The organism is Arcanobacterium sp. S3PF19, from assembly GCF_000758825.1.
Lineage (GTDB): Bacteria > Actinomycetota > Actinomycetes > Actinomycetales > Actinomycetaceae > Arcanobacterium_A.
The window spans coordinates 160,089-181,069 of sequence record NZ_JRMX01000015.1; the positions used below are offsets into that span (position 1 = coordinate 160,089).

At 54.9% G+C, this 20,981-nt stretch carries 14 protein-coding genes and 1 pseudogene; 9 read left to right on the forward strand and 6 right to left on the reverse strand.

Going from position 1 to position 20,981, the window contains the following annotated elements:
- Window positions 1-47 precede the first annotated feature (47 nt).
- Together HMPREF1631_RS06475 and HMPREF1631_RS06480 are read left to right on the forward strand one after the other, a co-directional pair.
- Window positions 48-296, forward strand: a complete 249-nt coding sequence (locus HMPREF1631_RS06475) for a helix-turn-helix domain-containing protein (RefSeq protein WP_156956248.1) — start codon at window positions 48-50, stop codon at window positions 294-296.
- 123 nt (window positions 297-419) lie between these two features.
- On the forward strand, window positions 420-830 hold the full coding sequence (locus tag HMPREF1631_RS06480; RefSeq protein WP_156956249.1) for a hypothetical protein: 411 nt from the start codon (window positions 420-422) through the stop codon (window positions 828-830).
- On the opposite strand, the pseudogene HMPREF1631_RS07310 reads toward HMPREF1631_RS06480, so the two are convergent.
- The 3 genes and pseudogenes from HMPREF1631_RS07310 to HMPREF1631_RS06880 all read right to left on the reverse strand — a co-directional run.
- Window positions 827-922, reverse strand: a pseudogene (locus tag HMPREF1631_RS07310) (DUF1963 domain-containing protein); the annotation flags it as partial. The gene HMPREF1631_RS06480 and the pseudogene HMPREF1631_RS07310 overlap by 4 nt on opposite strands.
- A 496-nt stretch (window positions 923-1,418) precedes the next feature.
- On the reverse strand, window positions 1,419-6,821 hold the full coding sequence (locus tag HMPREF1631_RS06485; protein WP_034233747.1) for a S8 family serine peptidase: 5,403 nt from the start codon (window positions 6,819-6,821) through the stop codon (window positions 1,419-1,421).
- A 246-nt stretch (window positions 6,822-7,067) separates the two neighbouring features.
- Complete coding sequence (locus HMPREF1631_RS06880) at window positions 7,068-8,774, reverse strand: BspA family leucine-rich repeat surface protein (protein ID WP_052047207.1); 1,707 nt, start codon at window positions 8,772-8,774, stop codon at window positions 7,068-7,070.
- A gap of 305 nt (window positions 8,775-9,079) precedes the next feature.
- On the opposite strand from HMPREF1631_RS06880, the gene HMPREF1631_RS06495 reads away from it, so the two are divergent.
- The 3 genes from HMPREF1631_RS06495 to HMPREF1631_RS06510 all read left to right on the forward strand — a co-directional run bounded on the left by HMPREF1631_RS06495 (window position 9,080) and on the right by HMPREF1631_RS06510 (window position 13,238).
- Window positions 9,080-10,813 carry a glycerol-3-phosphate dehydrogenase/oxidase gene (locus tag HMPREF1631_RS06495; RefSeq protein ID WP_052047208.1) on the forward strand — a complete coding sequence of 578 codons (1,734 nt, stop codon included), beginning with the start codon at window positions 9,080-9,082 and terminating at the stop codon, window positions 10,811-10,813.
- A gap of 436 nt (window positions 10,814-11,249) precedes the next feature.
- On the forward strand, window positions 11,250-11,525 hold the full coding sequence (locus HMPREF1631_RS06505) for a DUF1540 domain-containing protein (protein ID WP_034233755.1): 276 nt from the start codon (window positions 11,250-11,252) through the stop codon (window positions 11,523-11,525).
- A 207-nt stretch (window positions 11,526-11,732) separates the two neighbouring features.
- Entirely contained in the window at window positions 11,733-13,238 is a 1,506-nt protein-coding gene (locus HMPREF1631_RS06510; protein ID WP_052047209.1) for an amino acid permease, read from the forward strand.
- A 167-nt stretch (window positions 13,239-13,405) separates the two neighbouring features.
- Here HMPREF1631_RS06510 and putP read toward each other — a convergent pair whose 3' ends face one another.
- Both putP and rpmF read right to left on the reverse strand, forming a co-directional pair.
- Window positions 13,406-14,914: a sodium/proline symporter PutP gene (gene putP / locus HMPREF1631_RS06515; RefSeq protein ID WP_034233906.1), complete on the reverse strand. Its 1,509-nt coding sequence runs from the start codon at window positions 14,912-14,914 to the stop codon at window positions 13,406-13,408.
- Between the two features lie 132 nt (window positions 14,915-15,046).
- Window positions 15,047-15,208 carry a 50S ribosomal protein L32 gene (gene rpmF / locus HMPREF1631_RS07040; protein WP_084707544.1) on the reverse strand — a complete coding sequence of 54 codons (162 nt, stop codon included), beginning with the start codon at window positions 15,206-15,208 and terminating at the stop codon, window positions 15,047-15,049.
- 353 nt (window positions 15,209-15,561) lie between these two features.
- On the opposite strand from rpmF, the gene HMPREF1631_RS06520 reads away from it, so the two are divergent.
- From HMPREF1631_RS06520 to epsC, 3 genes are all read left to right on the forward strand, one after another.
- Window positions 15,562-16,206, forward strand: a complete 645-nt coding sequence (locus tag HMPREF1631_RS06520; protein ID WP_034233757.1) for a YigZ family protein — start codon at window positions 15,562-15,564, stop codon at window positions 16,204-16,206.
- Window positions 16,207-16,788: 582 nt separating this feature from the next.
- Entirely contained in the window at window positions 16,789-17,721 is a 933-nt protein-coding gene (cysK, locus tag HMPREF1631_RS06530) for a cysteine synthase A (RefSeq protein ID WP_034233760.1), read from the forward strand.
- Window positions 17,722-17,750: 29 nt separating this feature from the next.
- Window positions 17,751-18,326, forward strand: coding sequence for a serine O-acetyltransferase EpsC (epsC, locus tag HMPREF1631_RS06535; protein WP_034233761.1), 576 nt, complete (start codon window positions 17,751-17,753; stop codon window positions 18,324-18,326).
- A 140-nt stretch (window positions 18,327-18,466) separates the two neighbouring features.
- On the opposite strand, the gene HMPREF1631_RS06540 is transcribed toward epsC, so the two are convergent.
- A complete protein-coding gene (locus HMPREF1631_RS06540) occupies window positions 18,467-18,913 on the reverse strand; it encodes a ribose-5-phosphate isomerase (protein WP_034233763.1) in 447 nt (148 codons plus the stop codon).
- A gap of 63 nt (window positions 18,914-18,976) precedes the next feature.
- Between HMPREF1631_RS06540 and HMPREF1631_RS06545 the strand changes: the two genes are divergently transcribed.
- A complete protein-coding gene (locus HMPREF1631_RS06545; protein WP_034233765.1) occupies window positions 18,977-20,977 on the forward strand; it encodes a M13 family metallopeptidase in 2,001 nt (666 codons plus the stop codon).
- The last annotated feature ends 4 nt before the right edge of the window (window positions 20,978-20,981 follow it).

The following is a 20,981-nucleotide window of genomic DNA, read 5'->3' on the forward strand; positions in this document are numbered from 1 at the left end:
ACGCGGTAGACGCTTATAGTAAAACCGATTGAAGAGAAAGTATGATCATGGCACTTGCAGAACGAATTAAAGAATGCCGCACTAACCTCGGCTTCTCGCAGGCAGAACTCGCTGAGAGAATTCATGTCTCAAGGCAAGCAGTCACGAAATGGGAATCCGGCAAAGGCTATCCAGATATCGATAACCTCAAAGCCATGTCGTGTTGTTCGATGTTAGCGTTGACTACCTACTTGACGAAAAGCCTGGCCCTACTACAGACGCGAAGATGCGTGTACCGATTGATCCGGAAAATGTGACTGCCGGACATGCATCTACCCGGAGCCAAACAGGCTAAGTACGACGCAGCAGTTCGTCATGTATTTCCGAATGCGACCATCCGGCCACTACGGCACAGGCACAAGCACACAAAAACTGAGTCAGTGATTGAATGGATCATTTCTATATTGAACTATTTCATCATCGATATTTTGGGCATTTTCAATCTTAAGGATGGTCTTGAGAAGCTCAATGAGCGCTATTACCTAGTTGAGGATAAGAACCGCCAACTCCTTGCAACCGTTACCCCAGTGGCCGTCATTGCTGAAGAACTTAGTCACTGTGTGGACAAGAAGTTCCGGATTGGCCAAGACACATACCGCGTCATTAAACCGCACAATTTGACCATGATGACCGGCGACAAGCCCCTCCTCGCACAGCGTTCAGCGATAAATCGAGTTAATGCCCTGTTTGATTCGGTGATTTTGCGTGCGGTTGACCGAGCCTGCTGTCCCGGCATCCACCTTGTAAAGATTTCACTGCCCCTACCCTCATTTGAAAATCCGTGTTCCTAGTCGGTTCGGATTAGGCACCATACATGGGAGAAATCAAGTTTTTTCAAGTCGCTTTGTCTGATCCATACTTCTAGATTTCCTGCGTCTGAAAAACAGCTGTTAAGCGTAGTCCATTATTCTACTGTTACCGGTAAAACGTGGGTGTCATAATCAGAGATAGGAAGAACGGCATTTAGCAGTTCTTCAAATCCTGTTTTTCCGTTCCATGAGTGTCCGCCTAGATGGGTAAACGAAACAACATAGTCAGTTTTTCGCTGAAGCGTTGCTCGTGCCAGGTAGCTTTAAGGTCTTCAATGCAGCGTTCCCACACCTCAAATACAACTCCACTGGCAGACGTCCAATCCCAACCATTATCATAACCAAGTAGCCGCCCCACTGATGTGCCTCAAACAGAGGCCGAACACAAGAACTCTCCTGGTAAACAGGGGTTAGGTGATGGTCTGGGCTCTTATCAAATCCAACGTTTAAGTCTCCAAAATGAACGCCCACTCATATGAGGTGGGCGTTTTTATTTGCCGTATTGCTGCATATCGGCAGACAGCGTACGGGTAGGGCAGCCGTTGCCGCCCTACCCGTTTTCCGCTGAGTCTACTTCTCTTTTCTCTCCCCTGCTCTGCGCACGGCGGCAGGCACAGACAGTCCCGCACCGAATACCAGCGCAAACACCGTCAGCACGGACAGTGCGGCACTGCGGGTGCCGGTTCTCGCCAAATACCCGTGCAGACGGTATTTATCCGGCGCATGGTGCGCAGCGGCACCGACATTGCTTCCCCGGTGTTCTGCCGGATGCACGGCACGGCCCGGATTCTGCTCCGTTCGGTGCTCCGGTGCAGGACGCTCTCCTCCGGGCGCATCGGGCACCAGCGAGGGCGCAGGCGCGGGAGGCGCAGGTACCGGCGGAACCGGTGTCGGACGAGGCGCAGGCGGAGTGGGCACCGGAGCCGGAGGCTCCGGCAGAGGGGCCGGCTCCTTCGTGAAAGTGAATTTCCAGCTCTTCGCTGCGTCTGCGGAAATTTCCGCTCCGAATTCCTGCACTGCCTCAACTTCCACCTGACCGGCTTCGGTTACCCGATACGTCCCGGGAGACGTAAACACGCCGTTCACTCTGTACTGCACGCCTTTCACGGCCGGAATCGTATATGTGCCCAATGCCTTATCCGTATCCTTATCGTCAAATACGGGCGCGGCCGGACGCACGGATACCGGCTTGGGCGCCGGGTCGGGAGCGGGAATCTTTATCTGCGACGGCATGGTTCCCGCAGAGTATTTTATATTCACTTTCGCGCGCGGGGAATCCACCCGGATCAGCGTGCACGGCTCGGCCCTATATCCTGCCGGCATCTGCGGCAAAACAGCATAGCGCCCGTAGGGAACCTTAAATTCCATTCTCTGCCCCCACTGCGCGGCAGGAGAATCAAACACAAGGTCAGCGGCGGCTTTATCGAGACGGCGGAAAATGAATTTATACGGTTTGGCACTCAGATTACCGAAATTCATCATATCCCGGAAACCGAATCCCCAGTCGGCAAATACGCCCACCGCAGCCGTGTCCGCATCGGCGGCAAAAGGCTTCCACGCAAACGTTACCTGAACGGACTTCCGGTTTGGTCCCGTCACGGCCTTCTGCTCCGTATTGTCGGTGTAGTAATTCTTCGGCAGCGCAGGAGCACCGTCCCTGCCTTCTTTTATCCGCACTGTCCACGTTCCGTAATCCAAATGCTTCATGTCCGCGGCAGGTTTGCCCTGTTCGTCTACGATTTCATAGGGCACGCCCAAATTCACCGTTTCTTTTCCGTTTACCAGATCACGGACGGAAATACCTGCGAAATCATCTTTTGTTTTCTTCCGCACCGTAATTTTGGGCGCGGCGTTTCCTTTGCGCAAATCGGCTTCCCGGATATCGGCAACCGCATAGTATCCCTGCGGCACGCGTACTTTCAGTTCGTAGACACCGGCGGGAAGCAGATCCAAACGCGGCATTTGCATCCCCTGCAGGGCATTTTTCCCCGTACTGTCCTGTATCTTACGCACTGCTTCCACGTGCACGTCGGAAATTTTTATTTCTCCGCCAGGCGGCAGACCGATAACGGGATCAATGCGATGCAGATCCGGCCCGACAAACCAGATTTTTTCCCCGCCCAAATCGGTATCTCCGAACTGCTTCACCGTGATTTCGCCGCTCTTGGGCAGAATTACCGCCCATTTCGGATCGGTTTTCACCACTTCCGCTTTCCACTTCCCCGGTGTCAGCCGCGGTTTAAACATCGGTTCCGCGCCGTGGGAACCCAATTCCTGGGATCCCTGCACATCCACCGTAATTCCGTCTTCGTTTGTGAAACGCAAAGTCGGGCGCTCCACGGAGGGCCATCCTCCGTTGGACGTAGTCACGGTGACGGGAATCCGCGCGGGGGAAACGGAAACATTGCGCAGTTTAAACGTAAGGGAAACATTGGGATTTTCCCGGCTTACCGTAAATTCCGTTTCTTTCTTTTCCGCCGCATAGTTTAATACTTTCAGCTTCAGCTCCGCCTTATATTTACCCAATGGCAGATGCGCACAGTCCAGCTGTTTCACACCCTGCTCATTGCGGACTGTCAGTTCATACTGCTGCGGCGTAATATCCGCCGGGTCTCCGTAGCTGTCGGTGAAAACCGCTTTCACCGATCCGCCCGCATCGGGGTGCGTAATCGCCTCCAGGCTGCGGTACATTGTATTTCCCGCGTAATCGGTCAGACGCAGATACGTCTGCGGATAATCTTTCGCCGCGATACGCAGTTTCAGCGCTCCGTCCCGGTCCGGATTCTGCGGCGTATAATGCACGTTTCCGTCCGAACCCACCGTTTCCAGTACTGCCCGCGCCACTCCCGCACCGGTATCTGCCGTCAGCAGCGTAAGCAGACCGTCTTTTTCCGTGAAGGATTTAACCGCGGGAGGCGTGGAATCAACGGTAACCGGGAAAGAAAACTCCTGTTCTTTTGCCGATTCCGCAACCGGGCGCACCTTAAACCGGAAGGTGTATTTTCCCTCGGGCACAATCCGGCCCGAGCTGTCTTTTCCGTCCCACCGATAATTGGACAGTTCGGAAAACAGCGTGCCCGCAGAGCCGTCCGCAGCGGCCGCCAGGCTCTTTCTCCCCGTTCTTACGGTACCGTCTGCCTGTTTTGCCCCGTCATACCCGGGAGCGGATTTATAAACAACCCTGCCGGATTGGTCGGCTACCTCAATATAGTCGTGATAGTACATGCTCAGAAACACCCCGCGGAACTGAGCATAATCCAGCACATTATCCCCGTTGGGAGAAATAGCAATCCGCGTTTTCGCAAACCGTCTTTCCCCCTCTGCGCCGGGAAGCATTTCACCCAGCACACGTTCGCCCTGCGGGTCGCGGCTCATCAAAGCCGTAAACGCATTCTTCCCCGCCGCTTCTTTTAATCTCATATACTTCGGCACATCCGCGCTTTTCGCCGACAGATCGGCAAAATCGTAGATGCTGCGTTCCACGGCGGGCAGGTCTGTAAATGCGCCGGGCGTACCGTCGGGATTGGTATGACGGAAACCTATATACGGCAGACCGATATCGCTTTGCCCCGCGGAAAGGGAGTGCAGGCGGATAAATCCCTCCACAAAATACCCGTTGCGGAACTTCTTTTGCAGCTCCGGATCCTCTTTGGAAATATCGACGGAAACCGTCTTTTCCACGCTCTTCCCCGCCGGTACCGTAATTGTGTCGTTTTCCGACAAATCCGGAATAATTCTGCTGCTCCCCAGGGGAACAATCAGATTGGGATTTTTCGGATCTGTGCGATCGGTCTGCACCGTGACCTGCGAAACCGTAAATTTAAGATCTTTCGTACGGCTTATGTTTTCCACGGTGAATTTCAGATCGAATTTACTTCCGACCGCTCCCAGATTGATTTTCGCAGCTCCCCCGGCGGATCCTGTGTTTCCCTGTGTTGCACCGGCTTTTGCCAACGCAAATCCGGAAAGCGCATTTTGCCTGTTCAGTACGCCGGCACCCTGTTTTCGGGGAGAGACGTACGGATCTGCGGGAGTGTCCGAGACGGGCACTGCCGTGCTCATGAGCATATTCTTCAAAAATGCCATTCTGCTTCCGGCGCTCAGTTCAACGCTGCCGTGCGGGCTGAATTTCAGATCGGGGTCATTGCGCAGACGCTCACTGAGAAGTGCCGCGACTCCGGCTACCTGCGGCGAAGCCATGCTCGTACCGGATTTGTCGCCGTGTCTGTTGCCGGGCTGTGCGGCCTGCACGTGCCCGCCCACGGCAGTTATCTCCGGCTTAAGATCAAATTCCGGCGTAGGCCCCCAGGAAGAGAAATGAGAGAGTTTTCCTCCGTTTTTCAAAACAAAATCCGCCTGCCCGGAAACAAACGCCACTTTTCCCAAACGCTTCAGTTTCAGTCCCTCGCTGCGGCGGAGAAACACTGCGGGAATGGCCGGATCGTGAATTCCCATATTAACCCACTCTTGGGAATCCTCATTGTCGAAGATCAGTGCCACAGCGGCTTTTTTCGCCGCCACCGCCGCAACCTTTTGGTCGAAACGGGTCTGACCGCGGCGAATCAGAACGGCTTTGCCCCGCAGGTCCTGCTGCGTAAACTTCTCCATTTCTTTTTCCGTTGCCGCTCCTACATCCGCCAGCTCCAGCGTCTTTCCGTAAAGAGAGGAGTAGTCCTGTCCCGCTCCCATGTAGTAGGGAATTTTTTCTCCGCCATAAGTCAGATACGGCAGCCGGATAACGTTGTTGTCGAGAGAAGCTACCGCCAGTACGTCCGGCGTGAGGGCAGGTGCGGATATCGTGCCGTAATTCGGCTGTTCGGTTTTGGGCGGAATCAGATCCGCATCGGTATAGTTTTCGTTTCCTGCCGAGGCCGTCACCAGCACTCCATGCTGTTTGGCTATTTCAATCGCGTGCAGAATTTCTTCTCCCACATTTTTCATGGAAGCAGCCGGAATGCCGAACGAGAGATTGATCGAGGTTGCGCCGAGCAGCACGCTTTCCTCTATTGCTGCCAGATACCTCTCGGGAGACGGTTTGTCGTATTCTCCGGCCAACACCCGCATGGCAAGCAGCTGCGCCGCCGGAGCTTTTCCGGGCCTGTTTTTTCCTGCCGCGGCAATTGCCGCCACATGCGTTCCGTGCGAATCGCCTGTTTCTTTCACGTCTGTATTGTTCCCGGCAAAATTAAATCCGTACGGGAACTTTGCGTTCAGCCATTTTCCTTTCAGCCGGTTCGGGTATGCGGCCCTGATCTGCTTAATTTTTTCTTCAAGGCTTTCCTTGGTCGGATATTTCGCTCCGAGTGTATCGTTCATCGCAAAATCCCCGTGATCGATATCGAAACCCGTGTCGATCACGGAAATCAGCTCTCCTCTGCCTGCGGAATCTGCGGGACTGTATCCCGCCCCTCCGGCACTTCGCACGCTTCCGATTTCGTTTTGTGCCTTCTGTGCCGCACGGGACACGATTTGCGGCTGCGTGTTCAGTTTCAGATTCGGAGAGATTCTGGCTACCTGCGGAAGTGAGGCAATTTTCTTCAGATCCCCGTAGCGTGCCTCTACCGCCAGTACGCTGCCGACTGCCGCGCTGACTTCCCTGAAATGCAGTTTTCCGCCTGTCTTTTCTTTCGCTGCGGCAATAAACGCACTTTGCGTCTTCTGTGCCTCACCCAATTTTTCCAGCGGATCGGAAAATTTATTTAAACCGGCAGCGGATTCACGCAGAGCCACCAAAACCGGTATCTTCCCCCGCTTATACTCCGGATCCTGTGTTTCCCCCGATGCTTTTGCTTTCGCAAGGCGGTTTTCCAACGTTTTCAGCACCGGTTGCGCCCGCAGATCAGCCTTCTGTATTTCGGACGCAGACGCTGCAGCCATGTCGCCGGAGAGCAGTGCGTCACGTGACAGCCCCACTGTAGGCAACACCAATCCCAAAAGCGCAAACACTGCCGGAATGCGCAGCTTATTTTTCATCGAGACTCCTTTGTTTCGCCACATAGCCAAATAACCTGCATAAATGCATATGTATAAAACTATAGACTTAGTTAGGGTCTCCTAAGAAATAAAATGCGGTTTAATGGGAAAGGTCTCAAAGCGCACCCGCACCCGCACCCGCAGGGATTATACAGACAATCCTGCGGGAATCTGTCCGACACGGCATTACGCCGTATTCGTCCGTCAGGCAGAGTCCCGCAGGAAAACGGTTATTTAATTATCTGTTTACTTCTTAATGTTTTTCCTCCTGCCAAGAAGCAAAATTCCGGTCACCGCAAACAGCATGGCAGCAACGGCCTTCGTTTCCGGGGATGCGCCCGTATTAGGCATATATTTCGCCTCAGGAGCCGAAGCCTTGGGAGCAGGAGAATCCGACGAGGGGGAAACCTCCGCCTGCGGCTGCGCACCGGCACACTTCTTCAGCTCACCGTCATTCATATCCCGGGTCCGCTTCTCAACGGCAACACTCTTACCGGCCTCATCCTTAACCCACTTATGCGAAACACTGTCCCACTTAAACGGAACCGTAGTCACACTGCGGGTCTGATTCACCTTCCCCGCCGCACAGTCCGCACCGCCGGCACCGGCAACATCAGCCCAAACCGAAGAAGAAACCTCCGCCTGCGGCTGCTCAGGACGGGAAAGAACAGTGAGGTTGGCTCCCTTAAACGTGATATTGTATGCACCGGCCTCCGAGTCTTTAATTTTCACCGTTCCCACTGTAATGGGCACATCTCCGGCAGTGGTATCTGCCGTATATGCAGCGGCAACCTCTCCCTGCACCAGAGACTTGAATTTAGCCGGTTCCACCTCGTACTTAAGTGCCGGCAGCGCTTCGCCTTCCCACACCTGTGCGGGTTTCGCGGTGACCGTCACCGACTCGTTCATCTGAATCATATACTTGTGGTCATCCCGGATCGCGTCTTTAACCGAGGACGGCATATTATTCACCTCGTTGCCCAAGAAAGGCGCCTTATTTAAAAGTTCGCCTGTGGTCAGATCGCGGATATGATAATAAGTATCTCCCTTGAAACGAATATCCCCCAAAACGGATTTGAGTATATCGCCCCGCAGTTTAAGGATCGTCTGATTGTACGTATTAAAAATACTGCTGTAGTCGTCATTTTTGAGCACCCAGCCTGATATGTCCAGATTTTTCACCTCAGCACCGTTGAACATATTGACCATATTCTCAACCGCTGCGGTATTCCACTTGGAAATATCAAGATTGTTGACGCACGCCTCGGAAAACATCTCGGTCATCGTCTTAACTTTGCCCGTATTCCATTTCGATATATCCAAGTCCGTACATGCTCCACGGTTGAAATAGATAAACATGGAACTCATGTCGGTCACGTTGCCCGTATTCCATTTCGACATATCGACATGCTTTATACTTGAGCCCCAAAACATACCGCCCATATTGGTAACATTGCGCACATCCCAGTTGGACACTTCCAAGGTGTCCTGGTGCAAATTGGAAAATATACTCTCCATGTTGGTCACGTTGGATGTATTTATTCCTTCGCGGGGAAATTCTATTTCCGTGCTGTTGCAGTTTTTAAACAGAGAGCTGGAATCTTGCGGAAAATCGATTGTCTGCCCGGCATCGGGAACAAATTTTATCCGCTTTGTTTCCTTAAATTTGTCGTCGTTGGGCCAGCTCCCGCAAAAATTGGGCTCATAGGATACCGGCCACGGCCGTCCCCACTTGTCGCGGTCAAGAGTGCCGTGGCCGGCAACGGTGAGGGTTTTATCCGCCGGATCCCACGTTGCGGTGAGGCTGTCCCCCACGCTGAACGTTTCTTTCCCGTCGGCAACAGCACTCTGGGAAACACCGAAAGACAGCAGCAGGACACATGTAAAAACCGCAGTCCACGCTTTACGGAACCAAAAGCGCGAAGTTTTTGTGTGCAAAGATACAGGCTTCATTATCACACCCCATTACAGTTCATACTAAACACGCCAATTTTACGCCTTTACCCCCCCCGTGCAATTTAGTTCATCACAGCCCGCACGGTTCAAGATTCCGTGCCCCCCGAGTCGGCCGTGCCGTTTGCACACTCGCATACACCTTGTTTTTAGGGCACCCTTATCGTATTAAGAAAAATTTCACTTGCGTTAATCCGCTAATGCACATCTGTTCAAAGATCTTGAATGCGCGTGCGGATAACGTAATCTGAAACTGTATCGCCGGAAGCGAATCCGACCGAAAACAGACAACCGAGGAGTCACCGATGACACCAGTAAAAATTCACGACACTGCTCTTAATTCCGCTCAGAGAACGGCCGCATTGGAGGCAATGGAAGAACCCGAAGGTCTCGACATTCTGGTTGTGGGAGGAGGCGTAACAGGTGCCGGAATTGCGGTTGACGCCGCGAGCCGCGGACTGCGCACGGGAATTGTGGAAATGGGAGACTGGGCTTCCGGCACGTCCTCATGGTCTTCCAAGCTGGTCCACGGAGGTCTGCGCTATCTGTATCAGCTCGATTTCGCCCTTGTTCACGAAGCCCTTACCGAGCGCGGCAGACTGCTCAACACGACCGCGCCCCACCTGGTAAAGGCCCAGCCGTTCCTCTGGCCGCTGAAGCATCAGTTCGAACGCACATATTCGGCGGTCGGCGTGGGAATGTACGATGCATTGGCATTCGCCGGCGCGCACGGAAAGAAAACCGTTCCTTTCCAAAAGCATCTGGGAAAGAAAGGCACAAAAACCCTCGCGCCCGCGTTGGACTCCTCCAAGCTCGCCGGATCGATTAAATTCTACGATGCGCGTGTGGATGATTCCCGCCTTGTAATAGATCTTATCCGAACCGCCGTAGGTCTGGGAGCCTTTGCCGCCAACCGCACCAAAGTAGAGTCTTTCATTAAAGACGAAAAGGGCGGCGTAACGGGCGCCGTCGTAAAAGATGCCGAAACCGGGCAGACACGCAAAATCAAAGCCGCGCAGATAATCAGCGCAACGGGGGTATGGACGGAACAGACCCAGGATCTGGCCACGGATGCGGGCGGGCTGAAAGTACTGGCCTCGAAGGGTATTCATCTCGTTGTTCCCAAAGAGACAATCGACGCCGAAACAGGTATTTTCCTGCGTACGGAAAAGTCCGTGCTTTTCATTATCCCCTGGCCACGCTACTGGGTGATCGGCACCACCGACACACCGTGGGAATACGACGTTTCCAAAGCCGTCGCCACCTCGGCCGACATTGACTATATTCTCGACCACGCCAATAAGGTTCTCTCGCGTCCCGTTACGCGCGAGGACATCATCGGCGTATACGCAGGCCTGCGCCCCCTGCTCCAGCCGCAGCTGCGCCCGGGTGCCGAGTCGGCTTCCACCAAAGTTTCCAGAGAGCACACAGTAACCCGGATCTGCCCCGGACTGACGGCAATTGCCGGCGGAAAACTCACCACATACCGCGTAATGGCGGAAGACGCCGTCGATCTGGCAATCGGAGATGCGCGCGCGAAAGAATACCCGACGCAGACCAAGACCCTGCCTCTGGTCGGCGCGGCCAACTACGCGCAGACGCAGCAGGAAGCGGGCAGTATTGCCCGCGAACGGGATTGGACGTTGGAGCGCGTGCAGCATCTGCTGGACCGTTACGGCGACGAAGTGCCTCAGATTCTTGAGATGATCGACCGGGATCCGGAGAAAAACTACGGCGCTCCGCTGGAAACCGCCCCCGATTTCCTGCGTGCCGAAGTCGTATGGGCCGTTACCCACGAAGGAGCGGCACATCTGTCGGATGTGCTTTTACACCGGGTGCGTCTCGATCTGGAACGCCGCGACCACGGTCTGAGTTCCGCCGACGAAATACTGGGAATCATTGCCCCGCTTCTCGGATGGGATAAAAAGAAGACCGCCGAAGAAAAAGAGGCATACACCGTGCGTGTGCAGGAAATCCGCGCTGCCGAAGCGGAATTCACCGACGACGCCGCCGTCGCACACATCACCGAAAGAATCTAATACTTTTTGGCACCGCTCTGAAGTGGGGGCTCTTGGAGCCTCCACTTCTTTTTATCCCCTTATTCCGCATCCTGCGCCGCATCCGCCGTATCCGCCGCACCGCGGTTCTGCGGGCACGGCCCGCCTCACTCCCGCACCTGCGGGCGCCGACCACTCCGCACCCGCATGCGCAAAAACTTCTCCCCTCACCGCACAGCCGCACAATTCCCGTTTACGCGCAATTTCCCGTTCAAACAGTGTATTTACGGCACGGTTACGTGCCGCAAAACATTTATCGCAAATAAAATGTTCGCTATTCGCTTTTTCGGCTTAAACAAAACGTTTTCCGCCTCTAGGCGAGCCTTACCTGTCTTTTTCAGACTTTTTCCGGAAAGTAGAGTTATCGGTGTAAACAACTTGATCGATGTAATCCGTTTCGAATATATCGGGAGGAAAAATGAAAACCACAACTATTGATTCCTGCGCCATCTCAGAATGCGCTTTCAACAACAACGGCTGCTCGGCTGTTGCCGTCACCATCGCCGGCAAAGCAAACGACGCCTCCTGCGGCACGTTCATCGCACTGAACGAACACGGCGGCCTGCCTGTCGCACACGCCACGATCGGCGCCTGCCAGCGCGTGGAATGCGTACACAACCATCAGCTTCTGTGCGACGCGGCCGCAATCGACGTAAACGCCAAGGCCGACTGCTCTCTGTACCGGGTTGCATAATCCCAAATAATTACGGCCCGGGAAAACCGGATGTAACCGACTGCGGTTACATCCGGTTTCGCTATCTCACCATAAGGGCAAATCTCCCAATCTTTTGCAAAACATCTAAAATTTAGATATTTAACGACACACAGTTACCGTACCGCTTTCGGCCAACGAAAGTTCAAAGGTTATAATGGTACTTTCCGCACAGAAAAAGGAATAGCCATGTCTGACAGAAATACCAGAGATCCCAAATCTCTCACCGACTCAATGGGCGACCGGCAGCTGCAGCGCGGTTTGGAAAATCGCCATCTTCAGCTGATTGCCATCGGCGGAGCCATCGGAACCGGACTTTTTCTCGGATCAGGACGCACAATTGCGGTGGCCGGGCCGTCCATTCTCCTTGTTTACTGTATTATCGGCTTTTTTCTGTATTTCGTGATGCGGGCAATGGGCGAAATACTTCTGTCCAACTTTGCCTATAAATCTTTTGCCGACTTCGCAACCGATCTGATCGGTCCCGGAGCCGGTTTTTATATCGGATGGACGTATTGGATGTGCTGGGTGGTAATCGGAGTTGCCGATACCGTGGCGATCTGCGGATATCTGGAGGCCTGGATTCCGCAGGTTCCGAAATGGATTCCCGCAGCCTGCGTTGTTCTGCTTCTGACGGGCCTGAATATGGTGGCGGTAAAGCTGTTCGGGGAATTGGAGTTTTGGTTTGCGATGATTAAAATCGCAACTATCATCACCCTGATCGTGATCGGCACGGGACTGATTCTGGTCCATTTCCGCCCCGAAATGGCAAATGCCCCCGCTGCCTCGCTCACACATCTTTGGGACCGGGGAGGATTCTTCCCCAACGGAATACTCGGGTTTATCGGCGGATTCCAAATCGCCGTTTACTCTTTCCAGGGCGTGGAGATGATTGGCACAGCGGCTGCGGAAACCGCAGATCCGCAGCGCAATCTGCCGCGGGCAATCAATTCCATTCCCGTCAGGATTATCATTTTTTACGTTTTCGCACTTGCCGTAATTATGTCTGTGCAGCCCTGGGATCTAATTGACCCGGAAAAAAGTCCGTTCGTGGAAATGTTCGGATTTGTCGGCATCGGCATTGCTTTCCATATCATCAACTTCGTTGTTCTCACTTCCGCCGCAAGCTCGGCAAATTCCGGTATTTTTTCCACATCGCGCATTATGTATGGAATGGCAAGGAGCCACAATGCCCCGCTTTGGCTGGGGAAACTGAATCACCGGCATATCCCCTACCGCGCCCTGATTTTCACGGCGATCTGCATTTCTCCCGCCATTGCGCTGGTTATGCTCACTGGCTCGGTAATGAACGCATTTAATCTTGTGGCCGGTATTTCGGCAGTACTGTATCTGTCCGTCTGGCTCCTAATTGTGGTCTGCTATCTGCGCTACCGAACCATATACCCCGAGCGGCACGGCGAATCCGTGTATAAGATGCCCTGCGGAAAAACAATGTCGTGGGTCGTTATCCTGTTCCTCGCCACAGTCCTCGTATTCCTGGCCCTGGATTCGGAATCGCGCAAGGCCATAGCAGCCGCGCCGGTCTGGATCATAATCATGCTGGTTATCTACCGGGCATTGGCCCGCACACGGGCCGCTGCGGAACATATTGATTTTAATGCTCTGCGCGAGCCGGCACGCCAAGCCATAGCCGCCCAATCGGAAGCAAAATCCGTCTCCGATTCACGCGAATAAAACGAAATCGCCGGCGCACGTGCGCCGGCGCCGAGATACCCTCTCGCCGACTTATCCGGCAGGATCTTGTTTGTGCCTGCATGCACGGCCGCGTTGGCAGACGCAGGGCAGCCGCTATTGGCAGGATCTGCGTACGTGCCCGAACCATCCGCCGCCGCGGCAGCGGATCAGCCAAGGTCCGCGCGGCGGATCTCCTCGGCACCCGCACGGGAAAGACGCACAGCCCGCGTAAATTCCCCGTCAATTTCCGCATTCTCACGATAGGTGCACAGCGACACCAGAACCGCCGCCGCCGTTCCTGCCAAAAATGCGGGCAGCAGCTCATAAAGACCCCAGATCTTGAAAGTCCCCCATACGCCTACCGTAACGGCGCCGACAATCATTCCCGTCAGCGTCCCCTGCCAGGTAAGTCTGCGCCAATACAGGGAAAGAAGCACCACCGGGCCGAAAGAGGCCCCGAAACCGGCCCAGGCAAAAGCCACAAGGTTTAGAATCGATTCCGTTCTGAACCAGGCGAAACATGCCGCCAAAACGGAAACCATCAATACCGCCATTCTCCCGGCAGTCACCGATTCCAGACCGGTCCGCTGCTTTTTCGTCACCGCATTCAGGATATCTTCAACCACCGCCGAAGACGTCACCAACAGCTGCGAGGAAATGGTAGACATAATTGCGGCCAAAATTGCCGCCAGCATGAACCCCGCCACCAGCGCGGGAAACAGCTCCTGCCCCGCAATAATAAACACGGATTCGTGCCTGCCCTCAGGCACATTGATAATGCCGAAACGGTTTGCGGCAATGCCGACTATCGCGGTTCCCCCGGCGCCCAATACGGAAAGGACCATCCAGCCGATACCGATTCTGCGTGCCGTTTTTGCCTCTTTCGGCGAGCGCAGAGCCATATAGCGCACCACAATATGCGGCTGCCCAAAATACCCCAGACCCCAGGCGAGAGAGGAAATAATTCCCACGGCCGTCGCTCCGCCGAACGGATGTAAGAAGTTCGGATTAACCGCGCTTACGCCTTCGGCTATCGCACCAAAACCGCCGATCGCAAATACTCCCACAACGGGCACTGCCACCAGCGCAAGAAGCATCATCACTCCCTGCACCATATCCGTCCACGACACGGCAAGAAATCCGCCTACCAGCGTATAAATGATCACGACACCTGCCACAAGAACCATTCCCAGGTGGTAGTCCATACCGAAAGCCGTTTCAAAAAACGTCCCTCCCGCGACCATTCCGGAAGAGACGTAAAGCGTGAAAAACACGAAAATGATAACACCCGAGACAATCCTGACGGAATTGCTCCTGTCGTGCAGACGGTTTCCCAGAAAAGAGGGCACGGTGATGGAGTTCCCCGCGAGCTGGGTATACGATCTGAGACGCGGAGCAACCACTTTCCAGCTTGTCCAGGAACCGACGGTCAGGCCTACGGCAATCCAGCCTTCAACCACGCCGTTTAGATATAACGCGCCGGGCAGCCCCATAAGAAGCCACCCCGACATATCCGCCGCGCCGGCAGACAATGCCGCCACAAGCGGATTCAGTCCCCTGCCCCCCAACATATAATCGTCCATATTTTTTGTGCGCGTGTAAGCAAGCACACCGATAAAAATCATTGCCACAAAATAGATAATCATGGCCATTGCCTGGCCGCTCAGATGATCCATCGGCAAGCTCCTTTCGGGCCGGGTATCGGGAAAAATTCCCGTTACGGAAATTCCGGCGCTGTGTGTTGAAAGCCGGATTGTCAAATAAAAAATCCCAAGCTCGGCGCTTGGGATTTTAAGTCTCGGAAATACTCAGTCGAGCATACCTTTCTGCGCCGCTTTTGCCAAGCGACGAGGGAGACGCAACTCGCGCCCACCAACGCGAACGGTCTGAAGCTCTGTAAGTTCAGCCTTCCACTGGGAGCGGCGAGAGCGGGTGTTGCTGCGAGACATCTTGCGCTTTGGAACTGCCATTCCTACCGCTCCTTTCTACCGCGGATACCAAACCCGCGTATGCCGTAAATTCGTTCTGTTAATTCCTACAGAACACACAATGAGTAAGTTTAGCGCAATGTGCCGTATTTTTTCCATTCCCGGAGAGAACTTTGTGCTGAGAAACACCATGTGTTCTATTCTTCGCTGTTTTCATGCTGTATTTTTGCGCAGATACGCGCTGTTCTTCCGCCATGTCTGCCTCCCGGCCCCGACATTCTCCGCAGTGCCCGGCCTGCCCCCCCCGAACAGTGTTCGTCTCCCCCGGTTTTTCTTCCCCTGCCCGGTTTTTCTTCGCCGTCCCTGAAGAGCGGAGAAAACGTTAGAATGACTTTATGGATTTCTGTCTGCTGCCGCCCGATACGGAATGCCGCGCCGAAGTGGAAGTGAAACGCTCCCGGTTTATCTGCCTTGCGGCACGCACAGCGGATCCCCCACAGGCGCGGGCATATCTTGCGGATGTCAGACACAGATTTCCCAATGCGCGCCATTACTGCAGTGCATACGTAATTTCTGCGGATACGGCACAGGGAATGTCGCATTCTTCGGACGACGGCGAACCCGCAGGTACCGCAGGACGTCCGATTCTGGAAGTACTGCAGTCTCTGCACCTGACGGACACGCAGGCTGTTGTTGTGCGCTATTTCGGAGGGACACTTTTGGGGACCGGCGGACTGGTCCGGGCATATACCGCAGCGGCACAAAAGTGTTTTTCACACGCTCCGCTGCTGCGGCGGATCCGTCTGCGCCATGCGCGGATACGCGTCAGTCTCGCTTTGGCGGGAAAAACCGAGGCAGGTCTGCGGGCGGGCGGATATCTGCCGATACACACCGAATACACCCGTTCATATGCCGAGTTCGGTTTCGCCGTAACCGATTTTCATGCTTTTTCCCAACTTGCCGCCGCTTTAAGTGCCGGCGGCGGGCAGATTTCGGATTTGGGAACCGTGCTGCGGGAAGTCCCTCTGCGCGGAGAGTAGGTTAGGGAGCCCGCCGAGCCCACTCACGCAATATGCCGTCTATTTCGGGCAACGAAGCGGACAGATGTTCTCCGCAGAGGGCACATATGCCCGTTTCGTTGCCCGAAATGGACAAAACCATCCGCACAGACCGCAAAAAATACCAAAATCCGGCAAAACTTGAACGATTTTTTTGAATTTGTTACCGTGGGGGCAGGTTTCAGCCGGAAAACACACTCCGGCGGCCGAAGATACGGACTGCAGGACAGAGAAAGGAGCACGCAGATGTCTGTTTTTTCCTGCGTGTGCACTTTTGGAACGAACTGTACCTGCGTATGTATGCAGGGCGTCCGGCTCTGATTTTGTGCGCGTGCCGCGCATGCCCGGCGCCCTTATGCTTTAAGCACCTTCGGCTTCCTTATCCATTCTGCCTGATCCTTTTGCCTGCGCGTTACCCTGTCTGCGGTTTTGCCGCACGGGCAGTCCGCCGGCGCAGAGGAACGGTATTCGGATAAGCGGCAAAACAGATTAAAGACCAAAAGCCAAACAAACCGGACGGATCCGGACGATCCGGACAGACCCGGATTAATTTAGGAAACTACCATGACTCTTTACACCTCAATCACGGACATTATCGGCAACACGCCCCTGCTGCGCCTGCAACGCACCGCGCCGGAGAGCACGGCGGAAATCTACGTAAAACTGGAATTTTACAGCCCTGCCGGCTCCGCAAAAGACAGAATCGGCGTGGCAATTGTGGATGCCGCGGAAAAATCCGGCCTGCTGCCGCCGGGAGGCACAATCGTCGAAGCCACATCGGGCAACACGGGAATTGCCCTGGCGTGGGTCGGGGCGGCGCGCGGGCATAAAGTAATACTGACCATGCCGGCCTCCATGTCCAGGGAACGCAGGGCGCTCCTGCGCGGATTCGGAGCGGAACTTGTGCTCACCGACCCCGCGAAAGGAATGCAGGGAGCGGTAGACAAAGCCCGGGAAATTGCAGACGCCGACGAAAATGCCATTCTCGCCTCCCAGTTTACGAACACGGCAAATCCGCAGATACACGAGCGCACAACAGGTCCGGAGATCTGGAAAGATCTGGACGGGAAAGTAGATATTTTCGTGGCGGGCGTGGGCACGGGAGGTACGCTGACGGGAACCGGGCGTTACCTGCGCAGAAAAAATCCCCGGATTCGGATAGTGGCCGTGGAACCGGCCGATTCCCCGCTGCTTTCGCAGGGAAAGGCGGGAAGCCATAAAATCCAGGGCATAGGCGCCAACTTCATTCCCGAAATTCTTGATCCGGATCTTTACGACGAAGTGATCCCCGTTGAATTTTCCGATGCTCTGCACACCGCACAGACACTGGCCCGCCGCGACGGTGTTCTCGCCGGCATTTCCGGGGGCGCCGCTCTTTGGGCCGGACTGGAACTTGCCCGCCGGGAAGAAAATGCCGGCAGGCGGATCGTCGTCATTCTTCCCGATTTCGGGGAACGCTATATTTCCACACCGCTGTTTGCGGGACTGACCGACTAAAACGAACGCAAACGGGTGAGGTCCGTATCATGAACAAAAAAATCACTTTTTCAAAACAGTTAAAAGAAGATCTGCAGGCGGCGGTGAATCACGACCCGGCGGCACACAACCGGCTCGAAGTGGCACTTGCGTATCCGGGCGTGCACGCGGTATGGGGATACCGTCTGGCACATCTGCTCTGGACGAAACATCGGGCGCTTCGTCTGCCGGCGCGGATTATTTCCCAAACGGTCCGCGCGCTGACAGGCGTCGAAATCCATCCGGGAGCCGTAATCGGACGCCGCCTGTTCATAGATCACGGAATGGGCGTAGTTATCGGCGAAACCGCGGAAGTGGGAGAAGACGTAACAATCTTTCACGGCACAACATTGGGCGGAACTTCCATGCGGCCGGGGAAACGCCATCCCACTGTGGGAAATAACGTCATAATCGGAACGGGGGCAAAAGTTTTGGGCCCGATACATATCGGCGACGGCGCAAAAATCGGGGCGAACGCGGTAGTCGTCCGGGATGTGCCGGCCAATAATATTGCTGTCGGCATTCCCGCGTGCAATCGGGAAAACAAAACCTGCGCCGCGCACACCGATCCGGCAGTTCTGATCTGAAACCGGGCGGAAACGGCGGAAAGGGCAGACGCCGCCGGCAGCGGAGAAAGCTTTGCGGGTCTGCGCGCAATCGGCACAGACCCGCAAAATCACAGATATCGCTGCTCTGCCTGCAGAATATCCGCAGGCAGAAGCACAGTCTACTTCGTTTCGTAGTCGGTGAGCATTTCCACGCGGGACTGGTGACGGGAACGCGGGTCGTACGGCGTACTCAGGAACACATCCACCAGATGTTTTACTTCCTCTTCCGTATGCTGCCGCGCACCGACCGACATCACGTTTGCATTATTGTGCTCACGGGCCAAACGCGCAATTTCCTCATTCCAAACCAAAGCGGCGCGCACGCCTTTTACCTTGTTTGCCGCCATCTGCTCGCCGTTTCCGGAGCCGCCGATCACAATCCCCAGCGAACCGGGATCCGCTGCCGTGGCTTCCGCACAGGCGAAGCAGACAGGCGGGTAGGCGTCGAGCTTGTCATAATCATGGTATCCGTGGTCTTCTACTTCGAAGCCCTTTTCGGTCAGATATTTCACGAGGTTGTTCTTCAGTGTGAAACCTGCGTGATCCGTTGCTATATGTACTCGCATGCTCTTAGCATAACTCAATTTTTCACCCGTGGATAATCCGGGCGGAACGGGTAGAATAAATTTATGACCGAAACAGAGCAGAACACAGCAGATATCCTTTGCGGATCCGATCCCCAAATCCGCCCGCAGGACGACCTATTCAGACACGTCAACGGAAAATGGCTGGAGGAAACGCCAATTCCCGCCGACCGGCCGCTTACGGGTTCTTTTGTCGAACTGCGCAGCCGCAGCGAAGAAAATATCCGGGAAATCATCACCGAATTGGCCGATTCCCCGGATCTGTGCGGGGAACGGGCGCAGATAGCCGCCCTGTACACCTCTTTTATGGACGAAGAGCGCGTGAACAGCCTCGGAACGGATCCCCTGCGCGGGGATCTGGCTCTGACCGCCGCCGCAAAAGACAAAACAGAATTAACGGCTGCCCTGGGAAAACTGGCTCTGGGCGGAATCTCCCTCCCGTTTGACATGGAAATCGATGCCGACCGCAACAACCCGGAGGAAAACATCGTCTGGATTTCCCAGGGCGGTCTGGGTCTGCCCGACGAAGCTTTCTACCGCAGTGCCGAATATGCGCAGATTCTTTCCGCATACAAAGCATTTGTGCCCAAACTTTATTCCCGGGCGACGGGAACCGACCAAAAAACCGCGGAGGATGCCGCGGCGCGGATCACGGAGTTTGAAACAAAACTGGCATCCGCACATTTTGATATCGTAAAACTGCGCGATGCCCGGGCAACAAACAACGTGATGACTTTTCGGGAATTCCTTGACTGTGCCCCCGGTTTCGACTGGGAGTCGGTTTTTGGCACGCTCGGCATTACGAAAGACAATGCGCCCCGGCTGCTGATCTGCACTCCCCCCGCTCTGAGTGCTTTTGCCCGGCTGTGGGACGAGTCTTCCCTCACCGATCTGCGTTTCTACCTGAACTGGCAGATCATTCTTTCACGGGCTCCTTTTCTGAGTTCCGAAATAACGCAGATCAACTTCGATTTTTACGGCAGGACGCTCTCCGGACAGGAGGAGCAGCGCGAGCGTTGGAAACGCGGAGTGTCTCTGGTCAGTTCCGTTCTGGGCGAGGCTCTGGGGAAAATTTACGTACAGCGCCATTTTCCCGCTTCGCACAAAGCTCTGATGGAACAGCTGGTTGCCGATCTGCTCAGTGCCTGCCGAATGTCGGTCACGGATTTGGATTGGATGGGCGCGGATACCAAGCGGAAAGCTTTGGAAAAACTGGATATGTTCAGAACGAAGATCGGCTATCCGGACAAATGGAAAGATTATTCGGGTTTGGAGATGTCCGCACACGATCTGATGGGGAATGTCCGGCGGGCGGCGGCTTTTGCGTGGCAGCGCGACACAGAAAAACTTGGCCGGCCCGTGGACCGCGACGAGTGGCATATGCTGCCGCAGACCGTAAACGCCTACTATAACCCGGTGGGAAATGAAATCGTGTTCCCCGCGGCTATTTTGCAGCCTCCGTTCTTTTCCCCGGATGCCGATTTGGCATTTAACTACGGCGGTATCGGGGCCGTAATCGGCCACGAAATCTGCCACGGTTTCGACGATCAGGGTGCGAAATACGACGGCAGCGGCAGACTGTGCAACTGGTGGACGGAAGAAGACCTGCGCGAATTTGAGAAACGCACTGCGTCTTTGGTCAGTCAGTACGACGCATACGTGCCGCGGCAGCTTCCCCGGAATTCTCCGCATCATGTGCGGGGAGCCCTGACTCTGGGCGAAAACATCGGCGATTTGGGCGGTCTGTCAATTGCGCTCAGAGCATACCGGATAGCTTTGCACAGGGCAGGCGCCGACGCCGGGGATCTGCCCGACCGATTCGGATACACCGCCCTGCAGCGTGTGTTTATCGGGTTTGCCCGGATTTGGAGAGAAAAACGCCGTGACGAATATATGATTCAGGCATTGGCCACCGACCCCCATTCACCGGGCGAGTTTCGCTGCAATGCGGTGGTGAAAAATATGGATGAATTTGCCCGCGCGTTTGGGATCACGCAGGCAGACGCCCTGTATCTGCCGCAGGAGGAGCGCGTGCGGATCTGGTAGGCGG